Consider the following 16215-nt stretch of genomic DNA (forward strand, 5'->3'; position numbering starts at 1 on the left):
GCCGCCTGCTGGCGGCCGTCGACCTCAGCGGTGGTATTCGCCGGCGCGTTCGGGCTGGTAGGTCACTTCCTCGATCAGCACCTTGATGCTGCCGCCGCCGGGCTTGGGCCATTCCATCTCGTCGCCCTGGGACAGGCCCAGCAGGGCGCTGCCGACGGGTGCGAGCACGGAAATGCGGTCGGCGCTGCCGTTGGCGTCGCGCGGGTAGACCAGGGTGAGCTGGAAGCTCTCGTCCGGGCCCACGCGGAAGCGCACGGTCGAATTCATGGTGACCGTGGTGCCGGGGACGTCCTTGGGCGGGACCACGTCGGCGCGCAGCAGCTCGGCTTCGAGCGCGTCGCGGCCGGGGAAGGCGCCGTCGGGAAGGGACTCGAGCAGCGCTTCCAGGCGCTCCGAGTCCAGCGTGGAGATGGTGATCTTGGGTCGGGTGTTCACGCGTGCGTCTCCTGCAATGCGTTTGCCGCAGCAGCGCGCCCCGGGCGACTCGCGTCGGCCGGGGCGCGGGGGTACTGGTGGCTACGATGTTTCCTTGGCATCCAATGTAGCTGCAGCCGGCCGCATTCTCAATCGTCGCGCGAGCTGTTTCCGAAGCGCCAGTGCCAGGGCTCGTACACGATACCGTGGGGGTTGCCACGGGGGTAGCTCAGGGTGAAGCCGAGCGCGCCGGCATTGGCCTGGAGCCAGGTGAACGCGGGGGTGGCCTCGAAGGACTCCTCGGCGGCGGGTTCGCCCGGGGCGCTGATGTCGACGGCGCAGCCCGAGTGGTGCTCCGACCAGCCCGGGGCGGCATTGACGGCCAGGATGTCCGCGATCCCGAGCCCCCGGGCGCGCTTCCGCTCGATGATGCCGGCCTGGTAGTCGTGGCTGCGGTAGCCGGAGACGGCTTCCAGCACGATGCCGTCGCGGCGTGCGGCGTCGACCAGGTGGCGCCAGCCGCGCGCCGCATCCACGCGCAGCCACAGGGCGCGGCGGTAGCGGTCGTGGCCGGCGGATGCCAGCCACGCCGGTTCGGGTTCCAGTGCCAGCCCGGTGCGCTCCGCGTAGGCGTCGCCGTCGATGTCCAGGGCCTCGAGGCGCGCGCGCAGGCCGGTCGGCTGCAGGCTGGGCACCGCGTCGATGCCGTTGCGCGTGGCGTGGTGTGGCGGGTGCTCGAGGGCGTCGAGGGCGGCATCCAGGCCGGGCTCGCGGGCCAGCCGCGGGACCAGCGGCAACAGGCCCTCGGGCAGGTCGGCGGCAAGCAGGGTGCCGTCGCGCTTGCGCCGCAGGACGGTGCGTGCGCGGGCCAGGGCGCGCGCGTCGCGGTTGCCGCGCGCGCGCAGCAGGCCGCCGGGCCAGAGTTCGATGTCCGGCGTGTTGGCGAGGATGGGTGCGTGGCCGCGCATGGCAGGGAGGCTAGCGGCTCGTGGCGGCGGCCGCCATCGCGCGCAGCCGGTCGAGCAGCGCCTGCGGGTCCCCGGGCTGCAGCAGCAGGTCGTGGCCGGCGGCGGTCGGGATCCACAGCAGGCGCCGGCCACCGGCGGTGGCGACCAGGGCGCGGTGGCCGTTGCGCAGGCGGTACCAGCCGCTGCGGAAGCCGGGAATGGCGAGGCCGTTGGTGCGCAGCATCGGCCGGACGTCGGGGCGCTCATCCAGGTTGACCACGCGCGCGGCGTCCAGGCCGAGTTCGGCAAGGGCGAGGCGCCGGCTGTAGAAGGTGGTTGCGACCTCCATCCCGCCGGCGTCGAACCGCAGCCGGTGACGGCGCACCAGGATGACCAGCGCTGCCCACAGCAGCACGCAGAGTCCGGCGACGCCGGCGCCCGCCCGCCACGCCAGGGCGGTGCCGCCCTCGGCGGAACCGCGGCCGCCGGACAGTTCAACGATGCCGACAAGCGCCAGCGGCAGCGCGACCACCAGCGCGAACAGCCAGGCCTTCGCGCGCGGGGACGCCTGGACCAGTGCCAGCGGACCGTCGCCCGCAGTCCTGGCGTCGCGGTGGCTCCGGTGTGCAGCGCTCATTGGCGATCCTCCATTTTCTTCGTGTCCGGTCCGGGCAGCCGCCCGGCCTTGCGCAGGGCGTCGCGCAACAGGTATTCGATCTGCGCGTTGGCGCTGCGCAGGTCATCGTCCGCCCAGCGCTGCACCGCAGCCAGCACCTCGGCGTTGATGCGCAGCGGGTAGGCCTTCTTCTCAGCCACGGCGCGCCATCAGTACAGCGAGCCGGAGTTGACCACTGGCTGTGCGCCACGGTCGCTGCACAGCACCACCAGCAGGTTGCTGACCATCGCGGCCTTGCGCTCTTCGTCCAGCGTGACCACGCCGCTGCGCTCGAGTTCGGCCAGCGCCAGCTCCACCATGCCGCAGGCGCCGGCGACGATGCGCGTGCGCGCCGCGACCACGGCATTGGCCTGCTGCCGCTGCAGCATCGCGTGCGCGATCTCGGGTGCGTAGGCGAGGTGGCTGATGCGCGCGTCCAGGACATCCACGCCCGCGGAACCCAGGCGCTCGTCCAGGTGCCGCTTGAGCTCGATGGAGATCTCGGCCGCATGGCTGCGCAGGGACATCTGGCCGTCCTCGTGCTGGTCGTAGGGATAGCTGGTGGCCATCCCGCGCAGCGCCGCCTCGGACTGGATGTGCACGAAGCTTTCGTAGTCGTCGACGTTGAACACGGCCTCCGCGGAATCGACCACCTTCCACACGATCACCGCGGCGATCTCGATCGGGCTGCCATCGAGCTCGTTGACCTTGAGCTTGCCGCTTTCGAAGTTGCGGATGCGCAAGCTGACCTTGCGCTTGGTGAAGAAAGGGTTGTTCCAGCGCAGGCCGTTCTCGTGGACGGTGCCGACGTACTTGCCGAACAGGCTCAGCACCGCCGACTGGTTGGGTTCGACCATGTACAGGCCGAGGAGGCAGAGCCCGGCGACGGCGGCGGCGATGATGCCGGCCACCAGATGGAAGGCCGTGCCACCCGGGGTCGTGGCCTGGAAGACGAGCCAGCCACCGGCCAGGACGATGGCGAGCAGCGCAAGCAGCATCGGGATGCCGGGGAACGAGCGGACGGGATTTTCCTTCATGGCGGTCTCCGGGAGTGCGGTGGAGGTAGCGAGGCGAGATGATTTGATATCAATATGATATCTATCTGTCAACCCCGGCGGCGCGGTCGTGGCACCAACCTGCGAAGATGCCGGCATCGATTCCGGGAGCCCACCACTGATGAAAGGCCGCGACGGCTACGCCGTGTTTTTCTTCCCGCAGGCGCTCGAAGCCCTCGGGGACGCCATCAAACCCTATCTCCAGGACAGCCCCGTGGTGGGGCCGCACGTGCCCTGCGATGAGATCGACACCGGTGGCGCGCTGATCGAGCTGACGATGAAGGGCCGGATGCCCACGGGCGAGGACATCACGCTGGAACTAATGGTGCCGTCGTCGATGGTGCGGATGATCGTGTCGCGCGAAAGCGGCGGCATGTTCGGCTTCGGGCCGCGCAGCTACGAGGCGCCGCCACCGATGGTGGCGCTGCCCGCTACGGATTCCCCGGCGCCGGCGGCTGACGCGGACGCCGCCGGCAAGCCTGCCCCCTGATCGCGCCGCGTTATGCAGGCGCGGCGAAGCGGTTGGCCGCCAGGCGGATGCTCCACACCAGTTCGACCATGGCCAGGTTGTTGAGCAGGGGCTCGCCGCCGATCGCCAGCCAGTAGCCGCTGCCGTCCACCCAGAACGGGACGAAGCTCCACTCGGGCAGCAGCATCTGCGGATCGCGGAAGAACGACACGCTGCGCTGGGCGCCGTCCCAGCCGCGCTGGCCTTGGCGGAGTGCGTAACCTGAGAAGTCGGCGGCTGCGGCGGCGGTCGCATCGGCTTCGTCCTGGCTGAGCCCGGCGTGGCCAAGGCTGAATCCGGATTCCGAGGCCAGTACCGCGCGGCGCTCACCCGACAGCGGCGCGATCACGTGCTGGGCGAAATCATCCAGGCGGATGTCGGGTCCGGCCACGCAGCGCCGCAGCGGCTGTATCCAGTGCCGCTCCAGCGCATCGGCCAGCACTGCCGGCGCATCGGGTCCCGCGGTCTCGCACCAGGCGGCGCGGGTCGGCGCCTGGCGCCCGGCCAGCAGCCCCTGCAGGGCGCGGCGTGCCGGATCCGGATCCGGCCGGTCGAAGGCGTGCAGCACGCCCTGCGGCGTAAGGGTCAGCCATTCGGCGTCGTGGTTCATGCAGTTGTCTCCCTGTCGCTCGGGGCCAGAGCGCCCTCGACGGTGATGCTGGCGCCGCGATCCAGGCTGCCGTTGCTGTCATGTTGCTCGAGCCAGCTGGCGGCCTGCTGCCAGCTGGCCGCCAGCCACACCTGCTGGCGGCGGAGTTCACGCGTGGCAAGCATGAAAGCCAGCTTGTCCTGGCAGGAAATGCAGTGCTCCAGGAATTCGCGCTCCATCCGCGAAGCTTCCAGGGGGCCGCCCTCGCACAGGGATTGCACCACCTGCGCCGCGCGCCGCCTGGACTCATCGGGGCTGGTCCGGCGGACCCGCGCGGGGACCTCGGCCGAAGGCTGGCAAAGCACCGACCAGCGCGTGGCCAACGGGTGCACGGCCGCCAGGGTCCGGCCCTGGCAGAGGCGGCGGAACGCGTCGGCGACGTGTTGCCCGAGGCGCGGCGCCGCGAGCTGCAGCGCCGTGAGGTGGATGCTTCCCGCCGCGGCGGGAAGCGCGTGGAACAGGTCGGCCAGCGCGCCCTGCACCGGCTCGCTGCCCTCCATGCGCATGGCTGCGCCCAGGCGCGTCAAGTGCACTGCGGCGTCGGTGGGCTCGGACCGGATGCGGCGCGTGCCTGCGCGGAAGGCTTCGCGCGCGGCGCGGGTGGGGTCAGCGCTCATTCGCGGCTACTCCAGCAAGGTGTCCATGAGGTCGATCATGAACTCGGTGTCCTCGTTTCCGATCGCCTCGAAGCCTTCGCCAAGGCCCACGGCATCCAGCACCTCGCGACCTGCGTCGTCATTGCCCAAGGCGAGCAGCGCGTCGCTTATCAGGGGAAGGTCATCAGCCATGCGCGGATGCGCGAGCACGACGTGGCTGATGTCACGGAGGCGGCTTTCCATCACCACGTGCATCTGCGAACGGGTCAGCCGCGACAGCGAGTGGAAGGCGCTGGCCAGGAAGAAGGCGGCGTTCGCCCTGCCCTGGATCAGCTGCCGGGCGGCGGCCTGGTAGCTGTCGACTTCGTGCCACGCCAGGTCGGCATCGACGAGGTCGGCGGGTTCGATCAGGCGCAGGCCGATGAGCTTCACGTCGCGGTTGTCGGTGAGCACGATGGTGTTGCCCGGCCGCAGGTCCTCGACCGACCGGCAGGGCGATGCCTCGGCCACCGCGATCACCATCTCGTCGGGGCGGTTGACCGGCCGCACCACGGGCAGGAAGCCCTTGTCGCGCACCAGTCCGCTGGCGTCGAAGGGATTGGCGTAGACCAGGTCGGCGCGGTCCTCGGCCACCATCCGGGCCTGTTCCCCGGCGCCGGAGGGCAGCAGCAGGTGCAGGCCGATCCCGGAGCGCCGCTGCAGCACGGTGTTGAGCATGTGCCAGCCGGGAAAATGCTGCGGCGGGAAGTCCGGCGCGACCAGGAAATTGAGCGTCATGATCCGGCTCCGGTGAGCGCCGTGCGCTCTTCCTCGCACCATTGCCGATAGACCGGGATCAGCTCCTCGATCTTCCGCCGCGAGGGCTTGCGACGTACCGAGGAATAGCCCACGACCGTGCCGTTGCGCACGTTGGGGATCGCGGTCGCATACACCCAGTAATAGCCGCCGTCCTTGCGCAGGTTCTTGACGTAGCCATTCCATTTTTTGCCGGAACGCAGCGTGTCCCAGAGATCCTGGAAAGCGCGCCTGGGCATCTCCGGGTGGCGGAGGATGGCGTGCGGGGCGCCGATCAGTTCGTCGCGCTCGTAGGCGCTCATCTCCACGAACGCGTCATTGGCATGCGTGACCACGCCGTCGAGATCGGTCCTCGACACGATCAGGCGGCCTTCGGGGAAGGGCGTCTCCACGTCGGTCCAGTGGACCTGCCGCGTGCTGCCATCGTGGAAGTCGAGTCGCGCCGATTCGAACGGCAGGCCTGGTTCGGCCATGTCCTGGAGTGGCATCGTCACGCCCCGTCAGATGGACTGCGAGAACGCGTGCGCGGCGCGCTTGATGTCCAGGAAGATCAGGCCGAGGCGGGCGTTCTGCTTGGCCAGCACGGTCAGCACGGCCTCCGGGCCGGCCGAGGTCATGATCACGCAGCCCTGTTCGCCCTGGACCAGCACGCGCTCCAGCGAGCCGCGCGCGAGTTCACGGGCGGTGCGTTCGCCCAGCGACAGCATCGCGGCCGACATCGCGCCAACGCGATCCTCGTCCATCGACTGGGGCATGGAGGCGGCCATCATCAGGCCGTCGACTGAAATCAGTGCCGACGCTTCGATGTCGGACGAGGAGCCATTGAGATCGTCCAGGGTTTTCTGGAACACGTGCATTCGCATGGGGAGGCAGCCGTACGTGGGGAATCGCCACATTTTGTGGCGGGGGCTGCCGACCCCTGTTGATTCTGGTCAATGCACGGCGAGGTCCACCCAGACCAGCCGATGGTCGCTGCCGTCGACCACGCCGGCGCCGTCTTCGTGCGGGGCAGGCCAGAAAACGCCCGCGTCGACCAGGTCGAAGCCGGTCGAGGGCAGGGCATAGTCCAGGCGCAGCGGACCCACGCGTGGGCCGAAGTCGCCGGTGGCATGCGCCGGATTGCCGCGGCGGTCCGCGCGTCCGGCACCGGCGTGCGCACCGCCCGCGCTGCGTGGCGTGGCCATGCGAAGCACGCGTGGATGCTCGAGCAGTTCGACGATCGCCTCGTGCCTGCCGTCGCCGTCGGCGGGATCGTTGTTGAGGTCGCCGAGGATCACGAAGCGTGCGTCCGCCGCCAGTCCGCCGCAGCGGCCGCCGTCATCGCACAGCCAGGACGCGTCGCCGCCACCGATGTACTCGTTCCACAGCCGGATCTCGTCGTGGTTGCGTGCGCCGTTGCGGTCCTCGGGGCCGTCGAAGACCGGCGGCGTCGGATGCGAGGCCAGCATGTGCACGGTGCCCAGCGGAGTGCGTACCGGCACGTCCCAGTGCGACTTCGAGGACAGGCGCAGCCGTGCCCAGGTCGCATCGTCGTGCCACGGCGCACCGGTGTCCGGATCGACGGGGCGGGCGGCGCCGGGCATGGCGCTCCACGGCAGCAGCTGGAACGTGCGCGCGGCGGCGGCGTCGATCGGGTGCATCGACAGCAGCAGCATCCCGTACTGGCCCGGGTGCAGGCCGTAGCCCCAGGCGTCGTTGCCGCGCCCGCGCGCGGCGGCCGCGTCTTCCCCGGGCACCGGCAGCGCGGCACCGACGTGGCCGCTGCGGTCGAGGTCGAGGCCGCTGGGCACGCCGGTGTTCACCGGCGCGATGTAGCGGTAGGGATAGCGCAGCGCAGCGCCGCCACCGGCCTGCGGAACCTCGAGGTAGTCGCGCTGGAAGGCATCCGCGGCGCGGCCGGAGGCGTCGTAATCGAACTCGTTGACGAGCACCACGTCCGGGCGCACGCGCTGCAGCACCGCCGCGACCTTGCGCGCGTCGGCATCGTCGGACTGGAGTCGCCGCAGCAGGCCGCCGGCTTCGTCGGAATAGAGCGAGGCGTTGTAGCTGGCAACGCGCAGTGTGCTGGTCCGGGTCATGGCCTGGTCGGGATCCCCGTGGATGTTGACGCGCACGCATCCGGCAAGGATCGCGCAGCAGAGCAGGGCGAGCAGGCGCGTGCTCATGCTTCGCCGCCGCGTGGGAGGGGGCGCCATCCGCGACCGTCGAACTGTTGGAGGGGCTGGAACCTGCGTTTGTAATCCATCTTCATGTGTCCCGAAATCCAGTAGCCGAGGTAGAGGTGGCGGCGCCCGTCGCGCCGGGCCCAGTCGATCTGCTGCAGGATCGCCAGCGTGCCCAGCCCGCGCGCGGCCTCGCCCGGGTCGTAGAAGGTGTAGACCGCCGACAGCGCATCATCCACCAGGTCCGTGACAGCCACCGCCAGCAGCCGCCCGCCCGCGCGCAGTTCCAGGAAGCGGCCCTGCGACCAGCTGCCGACCAGGAACTGCGCGAACTCCGCCTTGCCATGGTCATCCATGCCGCCGCCGGGGTGGCGGCCGGTGAGGTAGCGGCGGTAGAGCTCGAAGCGCTCTGCCGACTCGCCGGCGGGAAGGATCCGCGCCTGCACATCGGCGTTGCGCGCCAGGCAGCGGCGCTGGCTGCGGTCGGGCACGAATTCGGCAACGGGGATGCGCACCGCCACGCACGCGCGGCAACCGTGGCAGTGCGGGCGATAGACGATATCGCCCGAACGGCGGAAGCCCCACTGCAGCGCGCGTGCGTAGGACTCGCCAAGGCGCGGGTCGCCGGGATCGAGCACCAGGTCGCGCGCCGTGCGTTCAGGCCAGTAGCCGCAGGGGTGTTCGGCGGTATGGAACAGGCGCAGCGGTGCGGGCTCAGCCATGGCGGGCCCGGCGTGGCGAAGCGAGGACAGCGCGGTACATGCGCGCAGGATACTGCGCCGCGTTGCAGGCGCTGCGAACCGGCTGGCAGCTGAACGCATCCGCGCGCCCGTCAACTTCAAGAGGTGCCATGCGTTGACTGGACACCTGCAGCAATGCCGCTGCCAGCAAAGGAGTCACGCATGAAGCGTCATGCCCTGTTCTTCGCCACCGCCCTGGCCGTGGCTTCCGTTGGTACTGCCGGCCTGGCGGTCGCCCAGTCCTCCACGCCCGCCGCTCCGGCGGCCGGTGCCGCCACCGACGCCCCGCGCGCGGCCGGCAAGGATGGGCGCGCCACGCGCCATGGCAGGGGCCACTTCGGCCATCGCGGTGGCCACGCCATGCGCGGCGGCATCGAGCGCATGGACGCCGACGAAGATGGCCGCATCAGCCGCGCCGAGTTCGACGCCGCCAAGGCCGCCCGCGAGCAGGCGCATGCAGCGCGCATCGCCGAGCGCGAGAAGGCCGGCGCCGGCGAAGCCCCGCGCCGCACGCGCGCCGATCGGCCCGGACGTCCTGCCCGGGACGGCATGGCACGCGGCCCGCGCATGGCGTTCGACTTCGATGCCATGGATGCCGACAAGGATGGCTACATCGTCCGCAGCGAGGCGATGGCCCATCGCGACCGCATGCGGCAGCAGATGCGCGAGAAGCATGCCGAGCGCTTCGCCGAAGCCTTCGTCGCGGCCGACCTCAACAAGGACGGCAAGCTCAGCCGGGTCGAGGTCGACGAGAAGATGCCGCGCCTGTCCAAGCGCTTCGCGTGGATGGACGACAACCGTGACGGCTTCCTTGGCCGCGCGGAGCTCGAGGCCGGCAAGCGCCGCTGAGTGAAGCGTTCCCGCTGATGGGGTGGCGCCGGTTCGACCGGTGCCGGGCCCGCGCCTCACGGCGCGGGCTTTTTTTGGGTTCTTTTCCCAACTGAGGGAATGGCGCGCCATTGATCCTCTCGGGCGCCGGGTGCCAAGGCCCTTGAGTGCTCATGTCCCCCGGCGCTGGCCTTCGGCCATCGCCTCCTCCTCTACTTCGCTCTCAAGGGCCTTGGCACGCGTGCGCAGCAGTGCGCGGTGACCCAGGAGCGAAGCCCGGGGCCATGCGCATCTGCGGCCGAAGCCGAGTCCCGCCGTGGCCGGGAGGCCTTCGCGGGGAAGTAAAGGAGGAGGCATCCGCCGCCAGGCGGATGCCGGAGGACATGAGCCGCGAAGGCCTCCCGGCCACGGCGGGACCCTCCACGTCGCCGGCATAGCCAAGATGCAGAAACTCCTTGCGGAAACCGTTGCCCCGGAGTTGGGAGATGAACTTTTTTTGCCTCGGAATGCGTGCTGCGCCTCAGCCCTTGAGGTACAGCAGCACCAGTCCGCCGAGGATCGCGAGGTTGCTGATCGCGACCCCGCTGGGACCGAAGGTCAGGCGGTACAGCAGCTGCCGCGAGCGCGCGCCTTCCGGGTTGCGAATGGCATCGCGGCGCAGCAGCGGGCGCATGGTGCGCGCCAGCGGCCCGAGCAACTGGTAGTTGAGGATCGCGATCGCCGCCAGCGCGAGGGCATAGGTCGGCACCAGGCTGTCGAATGCGAAGGCCGATCCCAGGGTCAGGCCGAGGGCCACCAGCGAAGTCCACAGATAGGTGTGGTACACGGCCAGGATCCCGGCGTGCTCGGTTTCGTCGTCGGCGTAGGCGGTGAGCATCTTGCGGCACAGCCAGGCGGTGACCAGGCCCGCGAGCAGGCCGCCGCCGAGCGCGCCGGCGGTGCCGAGCACGCCCTTGCCCAGCACGCCGCCGAGCACACTGCCGCCGACCTTGGCGAAGCCGGCCGCCGCCGCCGGGCGGCTGATCCCGAGCATGGCGGTGACACCGATCGCGAACGCCGTGCCGGGCGCGGTGGCGCGGGCGAAATCGCCGAAGCGCGTGAGCAGGTCGTCGCGCAGGCTTTTGCGGGCGCGCGACAGGCGCTTGCGTACCGCCGCGTCCGACAGCCCGAGGAGCTCCGCCACCTGGCGCGAGTTCTGGCCTTCCCGGTAATAGAGCAGCAGCACTTCGCGGCTCTCTTCGGGCAGTTCGGAAATCAGCTCCGCGGCCATGCGCTCGCGCTCGGCGTCGATCAGCTGCTCTTCGGGCAGCGCCGAGGGATCCGCGGCGTGGTTGATGGCGATTTCGGCGGCTTCGCCGTCCACCGTGCGCTGGCGGTGCCGGCGCAGGTGGTCATAGGCGAGGTTGCGGGTGATCTGGCGCAGCCAGGGCAGGAAGCTGGCCGGGTTCTGCAGCCGCTTGAGGTTCTGCCACGCCGACAGGAACGCCTCCTGCGCGATGTCCTGGCTGGCGGTCGGGTCGCGGGTGATGGCCAGCGCGACCGCGGTCACCGTGTTCTGGCTGGCGACGATGATGCGGGTATAGGCCTGCTGGCAGCCGCCGGCCGCGGCGGGGAGCTCCCGGTGGATCAGGGTGTCGATGGCGCAGGTGGTCATGGGCGGGCTCGCGTGGCGGCGCCGGAGAGCGCCAATCCTACTTGGACGGTGCTGCGCGGGAAACGTGACCCGTGGATGAGGGAGCCGCCCGGAACGCGCCTCAGCGCGGATCCAGGAGCTGCCAGTCGCGGCCTTCGCGGCGGACCTCCCGCACCTGCGGCTCGCCGGCGCCGACCGCCGATTGCACGGTGCCGCTGCCGCTGCCGTCGGTGGTGTAGTCCGACACGGCCACGGCGAGGCGGTCGGCGCTGCAGGCCGACGCGGCCGTGACATCGAAGCCTTCGGCGGCGAACTGACGCAGCAGGGCCGGGTCCGGATCGGCGCCGTCGATCGCCAGGCAGCCGCGCCGCGTGCCGGCGGCATCCAGCTCGGCGCGCAGCACGGTGGCGGCCAGCGCCGGCGGCGTGGCGATCACGAAGGCGTCGTCGGGCAGGGTGGTGATCAAGGGCATGCCGGAAGCGTCGGGGCCCTGCATGGGGGCGGCCACGGGTGCGGGCATGGAGGCCGCGGGTACCGTCGCCACCTCGGGGCCGGCATCGCCGTCGCCATCGCCGCGACTGGCGCGGTAGGCGATCATCACCAGCGCCACCATCACCGCCACGCCCAGCAGCAGGCCGTAGCGGAACCGCCCGCCGCCGCGCGCGGCCAGCGGCGTACCACCGCTGACCAGCGAGGCCGGCGGCGGAAGGAAGCTCTCGTTGCGATGCGTGGTCTGCTGCAGCAGGCCGGCTTCGCGCAGCATGCGCCGCGCTTCGGGCTGCTGGTCGGAACGGATCACCCACACGGCCGGCCGCGGACCGCTGCTGGCACCTTCGCGATAGCTGAAATTGCCGCGGATGGCGCCACGGTAGGAGCGGCCGTCGCTGACCCGGACCTCGATGCCGGCCTCTTCAAACAACCGGGCGACCGCTTCGACGTTCTCGATGCGGGCGCTGGAAAACACCTGGCGCATGCGTCAGTCCCGTGCCGGGACGTGTCCGTCCCTGCCTTCGTCGACGACGCGGATCATGCCTTCCTGCGCGGTGCTCGCCACCAGCCGGCCGTTGCGGTCGTAGATCATGCCCCGCGCCAAGCCACGCGAACCCTGCGCGCTGGGGCTGTCGATCGAGTACAGCAGCCAGTCATCGGCGCGGAAGGGGCGGTGGAACCAGAGTGCGTGGTCGAGCGACGCCATCTGCACGTTCGGCTGGTAGTAGCTGATGCCGTGCGGGAAGGTGGCGGTGCCGAGCAGGTGGAAGTCCGAGGCATAGGCCAGCAGCGCGCGGTGCAGTTCGGGCGCGTCGTCCACCTTCTCGGCCAGCCGGAACCAGACCTGCTGGTAGGGCGGGCGCTTGGGCGGATTGAGCTCGTCGCGCGGGTAGACGTGGCGGAATTCGAACGGCCCGCTGCGGTCGAGCCAGCGCTGGATCTTGGTCGGCAGCGCAGCGAGCACCTTGTCCGGGATCGCCGGCGCCGGGTCGAGGTCTTCGGGCTGCGGCACCTCGGGCATGGTCAGCTGGTGCTCGGCGCTGCCCTCCGCGTCCTGGAACGAGGCCGCGCAGAAGAAGATCACCTTGCCGTGCTGGATCGCGGTCACCCGGCGCACGGAGAAGCTGCCGCCATCGCGGGTGCGGTCGACGTCGTAGACGATCGGGTGCTCGATGTCGCCAGCGCGCAGGAAATAGGCATGCAGCGAATGCGCGCTGCGCGGCTGCGTCAGCGTGGCCTGGGCCGCCGACAGCGCCTGGCCCAGCACCTGGCCGCCGAAGACGTACTTGGTGCCGATGTCGCGGCTCTGGCCGCGGAAGAGGTTGTCCTCGAGGCGCTCGAGCGTGAGCAGCTCCAGGAGTTCGGACGCGGGGGCGGGGGTGCTGTTGGGCATCCGCCGGATTATACGGGCGGGGCGGTTACGCCACCGGCCGCTGCGGCGTCGGGTGCAGCCGTTCCCAGGAGGGCATCGCCGCGAGCACGCGTGGCCAGGGGAACAGGGGGCCGGGGTCGCGCTTGCGGCGGACCTGGACGCCGGCGTCGTCGCTGGCGGCCACCAGTTCGACATCGAGATCTTCGTGGCCGGTGATCCAGCGCAGCGCCGGCAAATCCGCGGCAAGCGTCTCCAGCAGCCCGATCAGGGCCGCCACCTGTGCCTCGGGGTATGGCTCCTCCATCGCCTGGTGGCGCGAATCCAGCCAGCGCGGCCAGCGCCCGGTGTTCACCAGCTCGATTCCGACCGAGCGCGCGTTGTGGCCCCGCACGTGGTGCGCGGTGCGCGCGGGATCCACCCAACGCTCGACGCCGCCGTCGCGATCGATGTACCAGTGGCCGCTGTTGCCGGTGCCGCTGGCCGCATACAGCACGCGTTCGCCGTACTCGCGCGCGGTGCCGAGGTCGGGCAACTCGGTGCAGTGGACCACCACCAGGTCGATCTGCGACAGCGGCCTGGGTTCCAGCAGGTGCTCGTAGGGCAGTGGGTCGATGCGCACGTCGCGGCCGGGGCTGGGGTCGGCGGCGATGCTAGCATTCACGGTTCCCCCGGTATCGGCAAAACGATGAGCGTTCGCGGTCACTGCATCCTCTCCCACGGCTTTGAAAGCGGCCCCGACGCCACCAAGGTGACCGCGCTCGCCGAGGTCGCCGAAGGCCTGGGCTGGAGCCACGAACGCCCCGACTACACCGGTTTCGACGCCATGGGCAACGCCGGGCGCCACGGCGATGTCGCCGCGCGCCTGGCGCACCTGCAGGCGCTGGCGTCCGCGCGCGCCGCGGACGGTCCGCTGGTGCTGGCCGGTTCGAGCCTGGGCGCGTGGATTTCCGGCGCGGTCTCGCTGCAGGTGCCGGTGCGCGCGCTGTTCCTGATGGCGCCGCCGGTGAACCGTGTCGCGCAGCACCCGCTGCAGGCTGCTGCGGTCCCGACCGCGATCATCCATGGCTGGGGCGACGAACTGATCCCCGCCGCCGACGTCATCGCCTGGGCCCGCCCGCGCGGCGATCGCCTGCTGCTGGTCGACGACGACCACCGCCTGTCCGGCCACGTCGATACGTCCGCGGCGCTGTTCGCCGCCCTGCTGGGTTCGCTGTCGTCGTGAAATTCTTCGCAAGCTGCGGCAAGGGCCTCGAATACCTGCTGGCCGACGAACTCGCCGCACTCGGTTGCGTGCGCGCCACCGCCACGGTCGCGGGCGTCAACGTCGAGGGCGAACTTGCCGACGCCCTGCGCGCCGTGATGTGGTCGCGCCTGGCCAGCCGCGTGCTGTGGCCGCTGGCCGAGTTCTACTGCGACGACGAGGACACGCTCTACCGCAACATCGTCGCCCTGCCGTGGGCCACCCATCTCGCGCCCGGGCGCACCGTGGCGGTGGACGCGCGCGTGTCCGGCGACGGCATCACCCACGCGCGCTACGCAGCGCAGCGGGTGAAGGACGCCGTGGTCGACAAGCTGCGCGCCGAAACCGGGGAGCGCCCGGACGTCGACCTCGAATCGCCCGACCTGCTGCTCAACCTCGTGGTACGCAAGGGCCGCGCCATCCTGTCCGTCGATCTCGGCGGCGGCGCGCTGCACCGGCGCGGCTGGCGGCGCTCGCAGGGCGATGCGCCGCTGAAGGAAACCCTGGCGGCCGCGGTGTTGATGCGCGGCCAGTGGACGCAGGTCCATGCCGAGGGCGGCGCCCTGCTTGATCCCATGTGCGGCAGCGGCACCCTGCTGGTGGAAGGCGCGGCCATGGCCGCCGACGTCGCGCCCGGCCTGCTGCGCCATGGCGACGCGCACCCTTCGCGCTGGAGCGGCTTCGACCACGCCGCGTGGGATGCGCTGCGCGAGGACGCATTGGAGCGCGAACGCCTGGGCCGCGCCGCACTGCGGCCGGTGTTCTTCGGCAGCGACGTCGATCCGGCGGCGCTGGACGCCGTGCGCGCGAACGCCGCCGCCGCGGGCTTCGGCGAGCTGGTGCAGCTCGAGGAGCGCCAAGTCGCCGCGCTGCGCCCGATGACGCAGCTGCGCGGCCTGGTGGCCAGCAATCCACCCTACGATGCGCGCCTGGCCGCCGACGCCCAGCTCTACCGCGGCCTGGGCGAGGCCCTGCGCCGGATCGCGCCCTACTGGCGGGCCAGCCTGCTGTGCGGCAGCCCCGAGCTCGCGCGCGCCACCGGCCTGCGGGCGCAGAAGGTCTACCAGGTGTTCAACGGCGCGCTGGAATGCGCGCTGCTGGTGGCCGATCCGGTGCAGCCGCCGCTGCGCGAGGACGCCGGGCCGCGACCGCTCTCGACGGGCGCACAGATGCTCGCCAACCGCCTGCGCAAGAACCTGCGCGCATCCAAGTCCTGGCGCACGCGCGAGGGTGTGGACTGCTACCGCGCCTACGACGCCGACCTGCCCGAGTACGCGGTCGCGATCGACGTCTATACCGAAGCCGACGACCCCGATGCCACCTGGCTGCATGTGCAGGAATACGCCGCGCCGGCCGACATCCCCGATGCCGACGTGCGCCGCCGCTTCGGCGAGGTGCTCGGCGCCGCGCGCGAAGTGTTCGGCGTACCGCGCGAGCGCCTGGCGACCAAGGTGCGCGCCCGCGGCAAGGGCGGCAGCAAGTACGGCGCAGCCGTGGAGCGCCGTGGCGAGTTCATCACCGTGCGCGAAGGGGCCGCGCGGCTGCGGGTGAACCTGTTCGACTATCTCGATACCGGTCTGTTCCTGGACCACCGCCCCCTGCGTTCGCGCATCCAGCGCGAGGCACGCGGCAAGCGCTTCCTGAACCTGTTCTGCTACACCGGCGCGGCCACCGTTCACGCCGCCGTCGGTGGCGCCGCGAGCACCACCAGCGTCGATCTTTCGGGCACCTACCTGCAGTGGGCCGCGGACAACCTGCGCGGGAACCGCGTCGACGGCCGTGTCCCGGGCGGGAGTGCGCATCGCATGGTGCAGGCCGATGCCGTGTCCTGGCTTGAGGCCGACCGGGACGAATACGACCTGGTGTTCTGCGATCCGCCGACCTTCTCCAACTCCGCGCGCGCCGACGACTTCGACATGCAGCTCCAGCACGTGCGCCTGCTGCGGGCCGCGGTGGCGCGGCTGGCGCCGGACGGCGTGCTGTATTTCTCCAACAACTACCGCCGCTTCAAGCTGGACGACGAGGCAGTGGCGGAATTCGCCGAGTGCGAGGACATCACCGCGGAGACGATTCCCCCGGACTTCGCCCGCAATCCGCGGATCCACCGCGCGTGGAGGCTGCGCCAGCGGTAG

Annotated in this window: 20 protein-coding genes; 4 read left to right on the top strand and 16 right to left on the bottom strand. The window is 71.0% G+C overall.

The window, feature by feature from the left end; all coding sequences use genetic code 11:
- Nucleotides 1-24: 24 nt before the first annotated feature.
- The 5 genes from rnk to ACW5E8_RS01920 all read right to left on the bottom strand — a co-directional run bounded on the left by rnk (nt 25) and on the right by ACW5E8_RS01920 (nt 3053).
- Entirely contained in the window at nt 25-435 is a 411-nt protein-coding gene (gene rnk / locus ACW5E8_RS01900; RefSeq protein ID WP_456963812.1) for a nucleoside diphosphate kinase regulator, read from the bottom strand.
- Nucleotides 436-563: 128 nt separating this feature from the next.
- Complete coding sequence (locus ACW5E8_RS01905; RefSeq protein ID WP_456963813.1) at nt 564-1382, bottom strand: M15 family metallopeptidase; 819 nt, start codon at nt 1380-1382, stop codon at nt 564-566.
- Between the two features lie 10 nt (nt 1383-1392).
- The gene (locus ACW5E8_RS01910) at nt 1393-1998 is read right to left on the bottom strand and encodes a hypothetical protein (RefSeq protein ID WP_456963814.1); all 606 of its coding nucleotides are present in this window, start codon (nt 1996-1998) and stop codon (nt 1393-1395) included.
- Nucleotides 1995-2177: an Arc family DNA binding domain-containing protein gene (locus tag ACW5E8_RS01915; protein ID WP_456963815.1), complete on the bottom strand. Its 183-nt coding sequence runs from the start codon at nt 2175-2177 to the stop codon at nt 1995-1997. The genes ACW5E8_RS01910 and ACW5E8_RS01915 overlap by 4 nt, the downstream gene beginning before the upstream one ends.
- Nucleotides 2178-2186: 9 nt before the next feature.
- Complete coding sequence (locus tag ACW5E8_RS01920) at nt 2187-3053, bottom strand: SPFH domain-containing protein (RefSeq protein WP_456963816.1); 867 nt, start codon at nt 3051-3053, stop codon at nt 2187-2189.
- Nucleotides 3054-3192: 139 nt separating this feature from the next.
- Here ACW5E8_RS01920 and ACW5E8_RS01925 point away from each other — a divergent pair, with 139 nt between their 5' ends.
- Nucleotides 3193-3561: a hypothetical protein gene (locus tag ACW5E8_RS01925; protein WP_456963817.1), complete on the top strand. Its 369-nt coding sequence runs from the start codon at nt 3193-3195 to the stop codon at nt 3559-3561.
- A 10-nt stretch (nt 3562-3571) separates the two neighbouring features.
- Here ACW5E8_RS01925 and ACW5E8_RS01930 read toward each other — a convergent pair whose 3' ends face one another.
- The 7 genes from ACW5E8_RS01930 to ACW5E8_RS01960 all read right to left on the bottom strand — a co-directional run bounded on the left by ACW5E8_RS01930 (nt 3572) and on the right by ACW5E8_RS01960 (nt 8602).
- A complete protein-coding gene (locus ACW5E8_RS01930) occupies nt 3572-4189 on the bottom strand; it encodes a hypothetical protein (RefSeq protein ID WP_456963818.1) in 618 nt (205 codons plus the stop codon).
- Nucleotides 4186-4845 carry a hypothetical protein gene (locus ACW5E8_RS01935; RefSeq protein WP_456963819.1) on the bottom strand — a complete coding sequence of 220 codons (660 nt, stop codon included), beginning with the start codon at nt 4843-4845 and terminating at the stop codon, nt 4186-4188. The genes ACW5E8_RS01930 and ACW5E8_RS01935 overlap by 4 nt, the downstream gene beginning before the upstream one ends.
- 6 nt (nt 4846-4851) lie before the next feature.
- Nucleotides 4852-5601 (bottom strand): PhnD/SsuA/transferrin family substrate-binding protein, encoded by a 750-nt coding sequence (locus ACW5E8_RS01940; RefSeq protein WP_456963820.1) that lies wholly within the window; start codon nt 5599-5601, stop codon nt 4852-4854.
- On the bottom strand, nt 5598-6107 hold the full coding sequence (locus ACW5E8_RS01945) for a PAS domain-containing protein (protein ID WP_456965210.1): 510 nt from the start codon (nt 6105-6107) through the stop codon (nt 5598-5600). The genes ACW5E8_RS01940 and ACW5E8_RS01945 overlap by 4 nt, the downstream gene beginning before the upstream one ends.
- A 12-nt stretch (nt 6108-6119) precedes the next feature.
- Nucleotides 6120-6470 carry a roadblock/LC7 domain-containing protein gene (locus ACW5E8_RS01950; RefSeq protein WP_456963821.1) on the bottom strand — a complete coding sequence of 117 codons (351 nt, stop codon included), beginning with the start codon at nt 6468-6470 and terminating at the stop codon, nt 6120-6122.
- An 81-nt stretch (nt 6471-6551) separates the two neighbouring features.
- A complete protein-coding gene (locus ACW5E8_RS01955; RefSeq protein ID WP_456963822.1) occupies nt 6552-7814 on the bottom strand; it encodes an endonuclease/exonuclease/phosphatase family protein in 1263 nt (420 codons plus the stop codon).
- The gene (locus ACW5E8_RS01960; RefSeq protein ID WP_456963823.1) at nt 7781-8602 is read right to left on the bottom strand and encodes an arginyltransferase; all 822 of its coding nucleotides are present in this window, start codon (nt 8600-8602) and stop codon (nt 7781-7783) included. Before ACW5E8_RS01960 ends, ACW5E8_RS01955 begins: the two co-directional genes overlap by 34 nt.
- An 81-nt stretch (nt 8603-8683) precedes the next feature.
- Between ACW5E8_RS01960 and ACW5E8_RS01965 the strand changes: the two genes are divergently transcribed.
- Nucleotides 8684-9370 carry a hypothetical protein gene (locus ACW5E8_RS01965; protein ID WP_456963824.1) on the top strand — a complete coding sequence of 229 codons (687 nt, stop codon included), beginning with the start codon at nt 8684-8686 and terminating at the stop codon, nt 9368-9370.
- A 499-nt stretch (nt 9371-9869) separates the two neighbouring features.
- Here ACW5E8_RS01965 and ACW5E8_RS01970 read toward each other — a convergent pair whose 3' ends face one another.
- The 4 genes from ACW5E8_RS01970 to ACW5E8_RS01985 all read right to left on the bottom strand — a co-directional run bounded on the left by ACW5E8_RS01970 (nt 9870) and on the right by ACW5E8_RS01985 (nt 13504).
- Complete coding sequence (locus ACW5E8_RS01970) at nt 9870-11003, bottom strand: RNA polymerase sigma factor (RefSeq protein WP_456963825.1); 1134 nt, start codon at nt 11001-11003, stop codon at nt 9870-9872.
- Nucleotides 11004-11103: 100 nt separating this feature from the next.
- Nucleotides 11104-11955, bottom strand: a complete 852-nt coding sequence (locus tag ACW5E8_RS01975; RefSeq protein WP_456963826.1) for a hypothetical protein — start codon at nt 11953-11955, stop codon at nt 11104-11106.
- Between the two features lie 3 nt (nt 11956-11958).
- A complete protein-coding gene (gene tesB, locus ACW5E8_RS01980) occupies nt 11959-12864 on the bottom strand; it encodes an acyl-CoA thioesterase II (protein ID WP_456963827.1) in 906 nt (301 codons plus the stop codon).
- Between the two features lie 25 nt (nt 12865-12889).
- Nucleotides 12890-13504 carry an N-acetylmuramoyl-L-alanine amidase gene (locus ACW5E8_RS01985; protein ID WP_456963828.1) on the bottom strand — a complete coding sequence of 205 codons (615 nt, stop codon included), beginning with the start codon at nt 13502-13504 and terminating at the stop codon, nt 12890-12892.
- Between the two features lie 24 nt (nt 13505-13528).
- Here ACW5E8_RS01985 and ACW5E8_RS01990 point away from each other — a divergent pair, with 24 nt between their 5' ends.
- Nucleotides 13529-14065, top strand: a complete 537-nt coding sequence (locus tag ACW5E8_RS01990; protein WP_456963829.1) for a hypothetical protein — start codon at nt 13529-13531, stop codon at nt 14063-14065.
- Complete coding sequence (gene rlmKL, locus ACW5E8_RS01995; RefSeq protein ID WP_456963830.1) at nt 14062-16215, top strand: bifunctional 23S rRNA (guanine(2069)-N(7))-methyltransferase RlmK/23S rRNA (guanine(2445)-N(2))-methyltransferase RlmL; 2154 nt, start codon at nt 14062-14064, stop codon at nt 16213-16215. Before ACW5E8_RS01990 ends, rlmKL begins: the two co-directional genes overlap by 4 nt.

This window comes from Luteimonas sp. A649, from assembly GCF_054072735.1.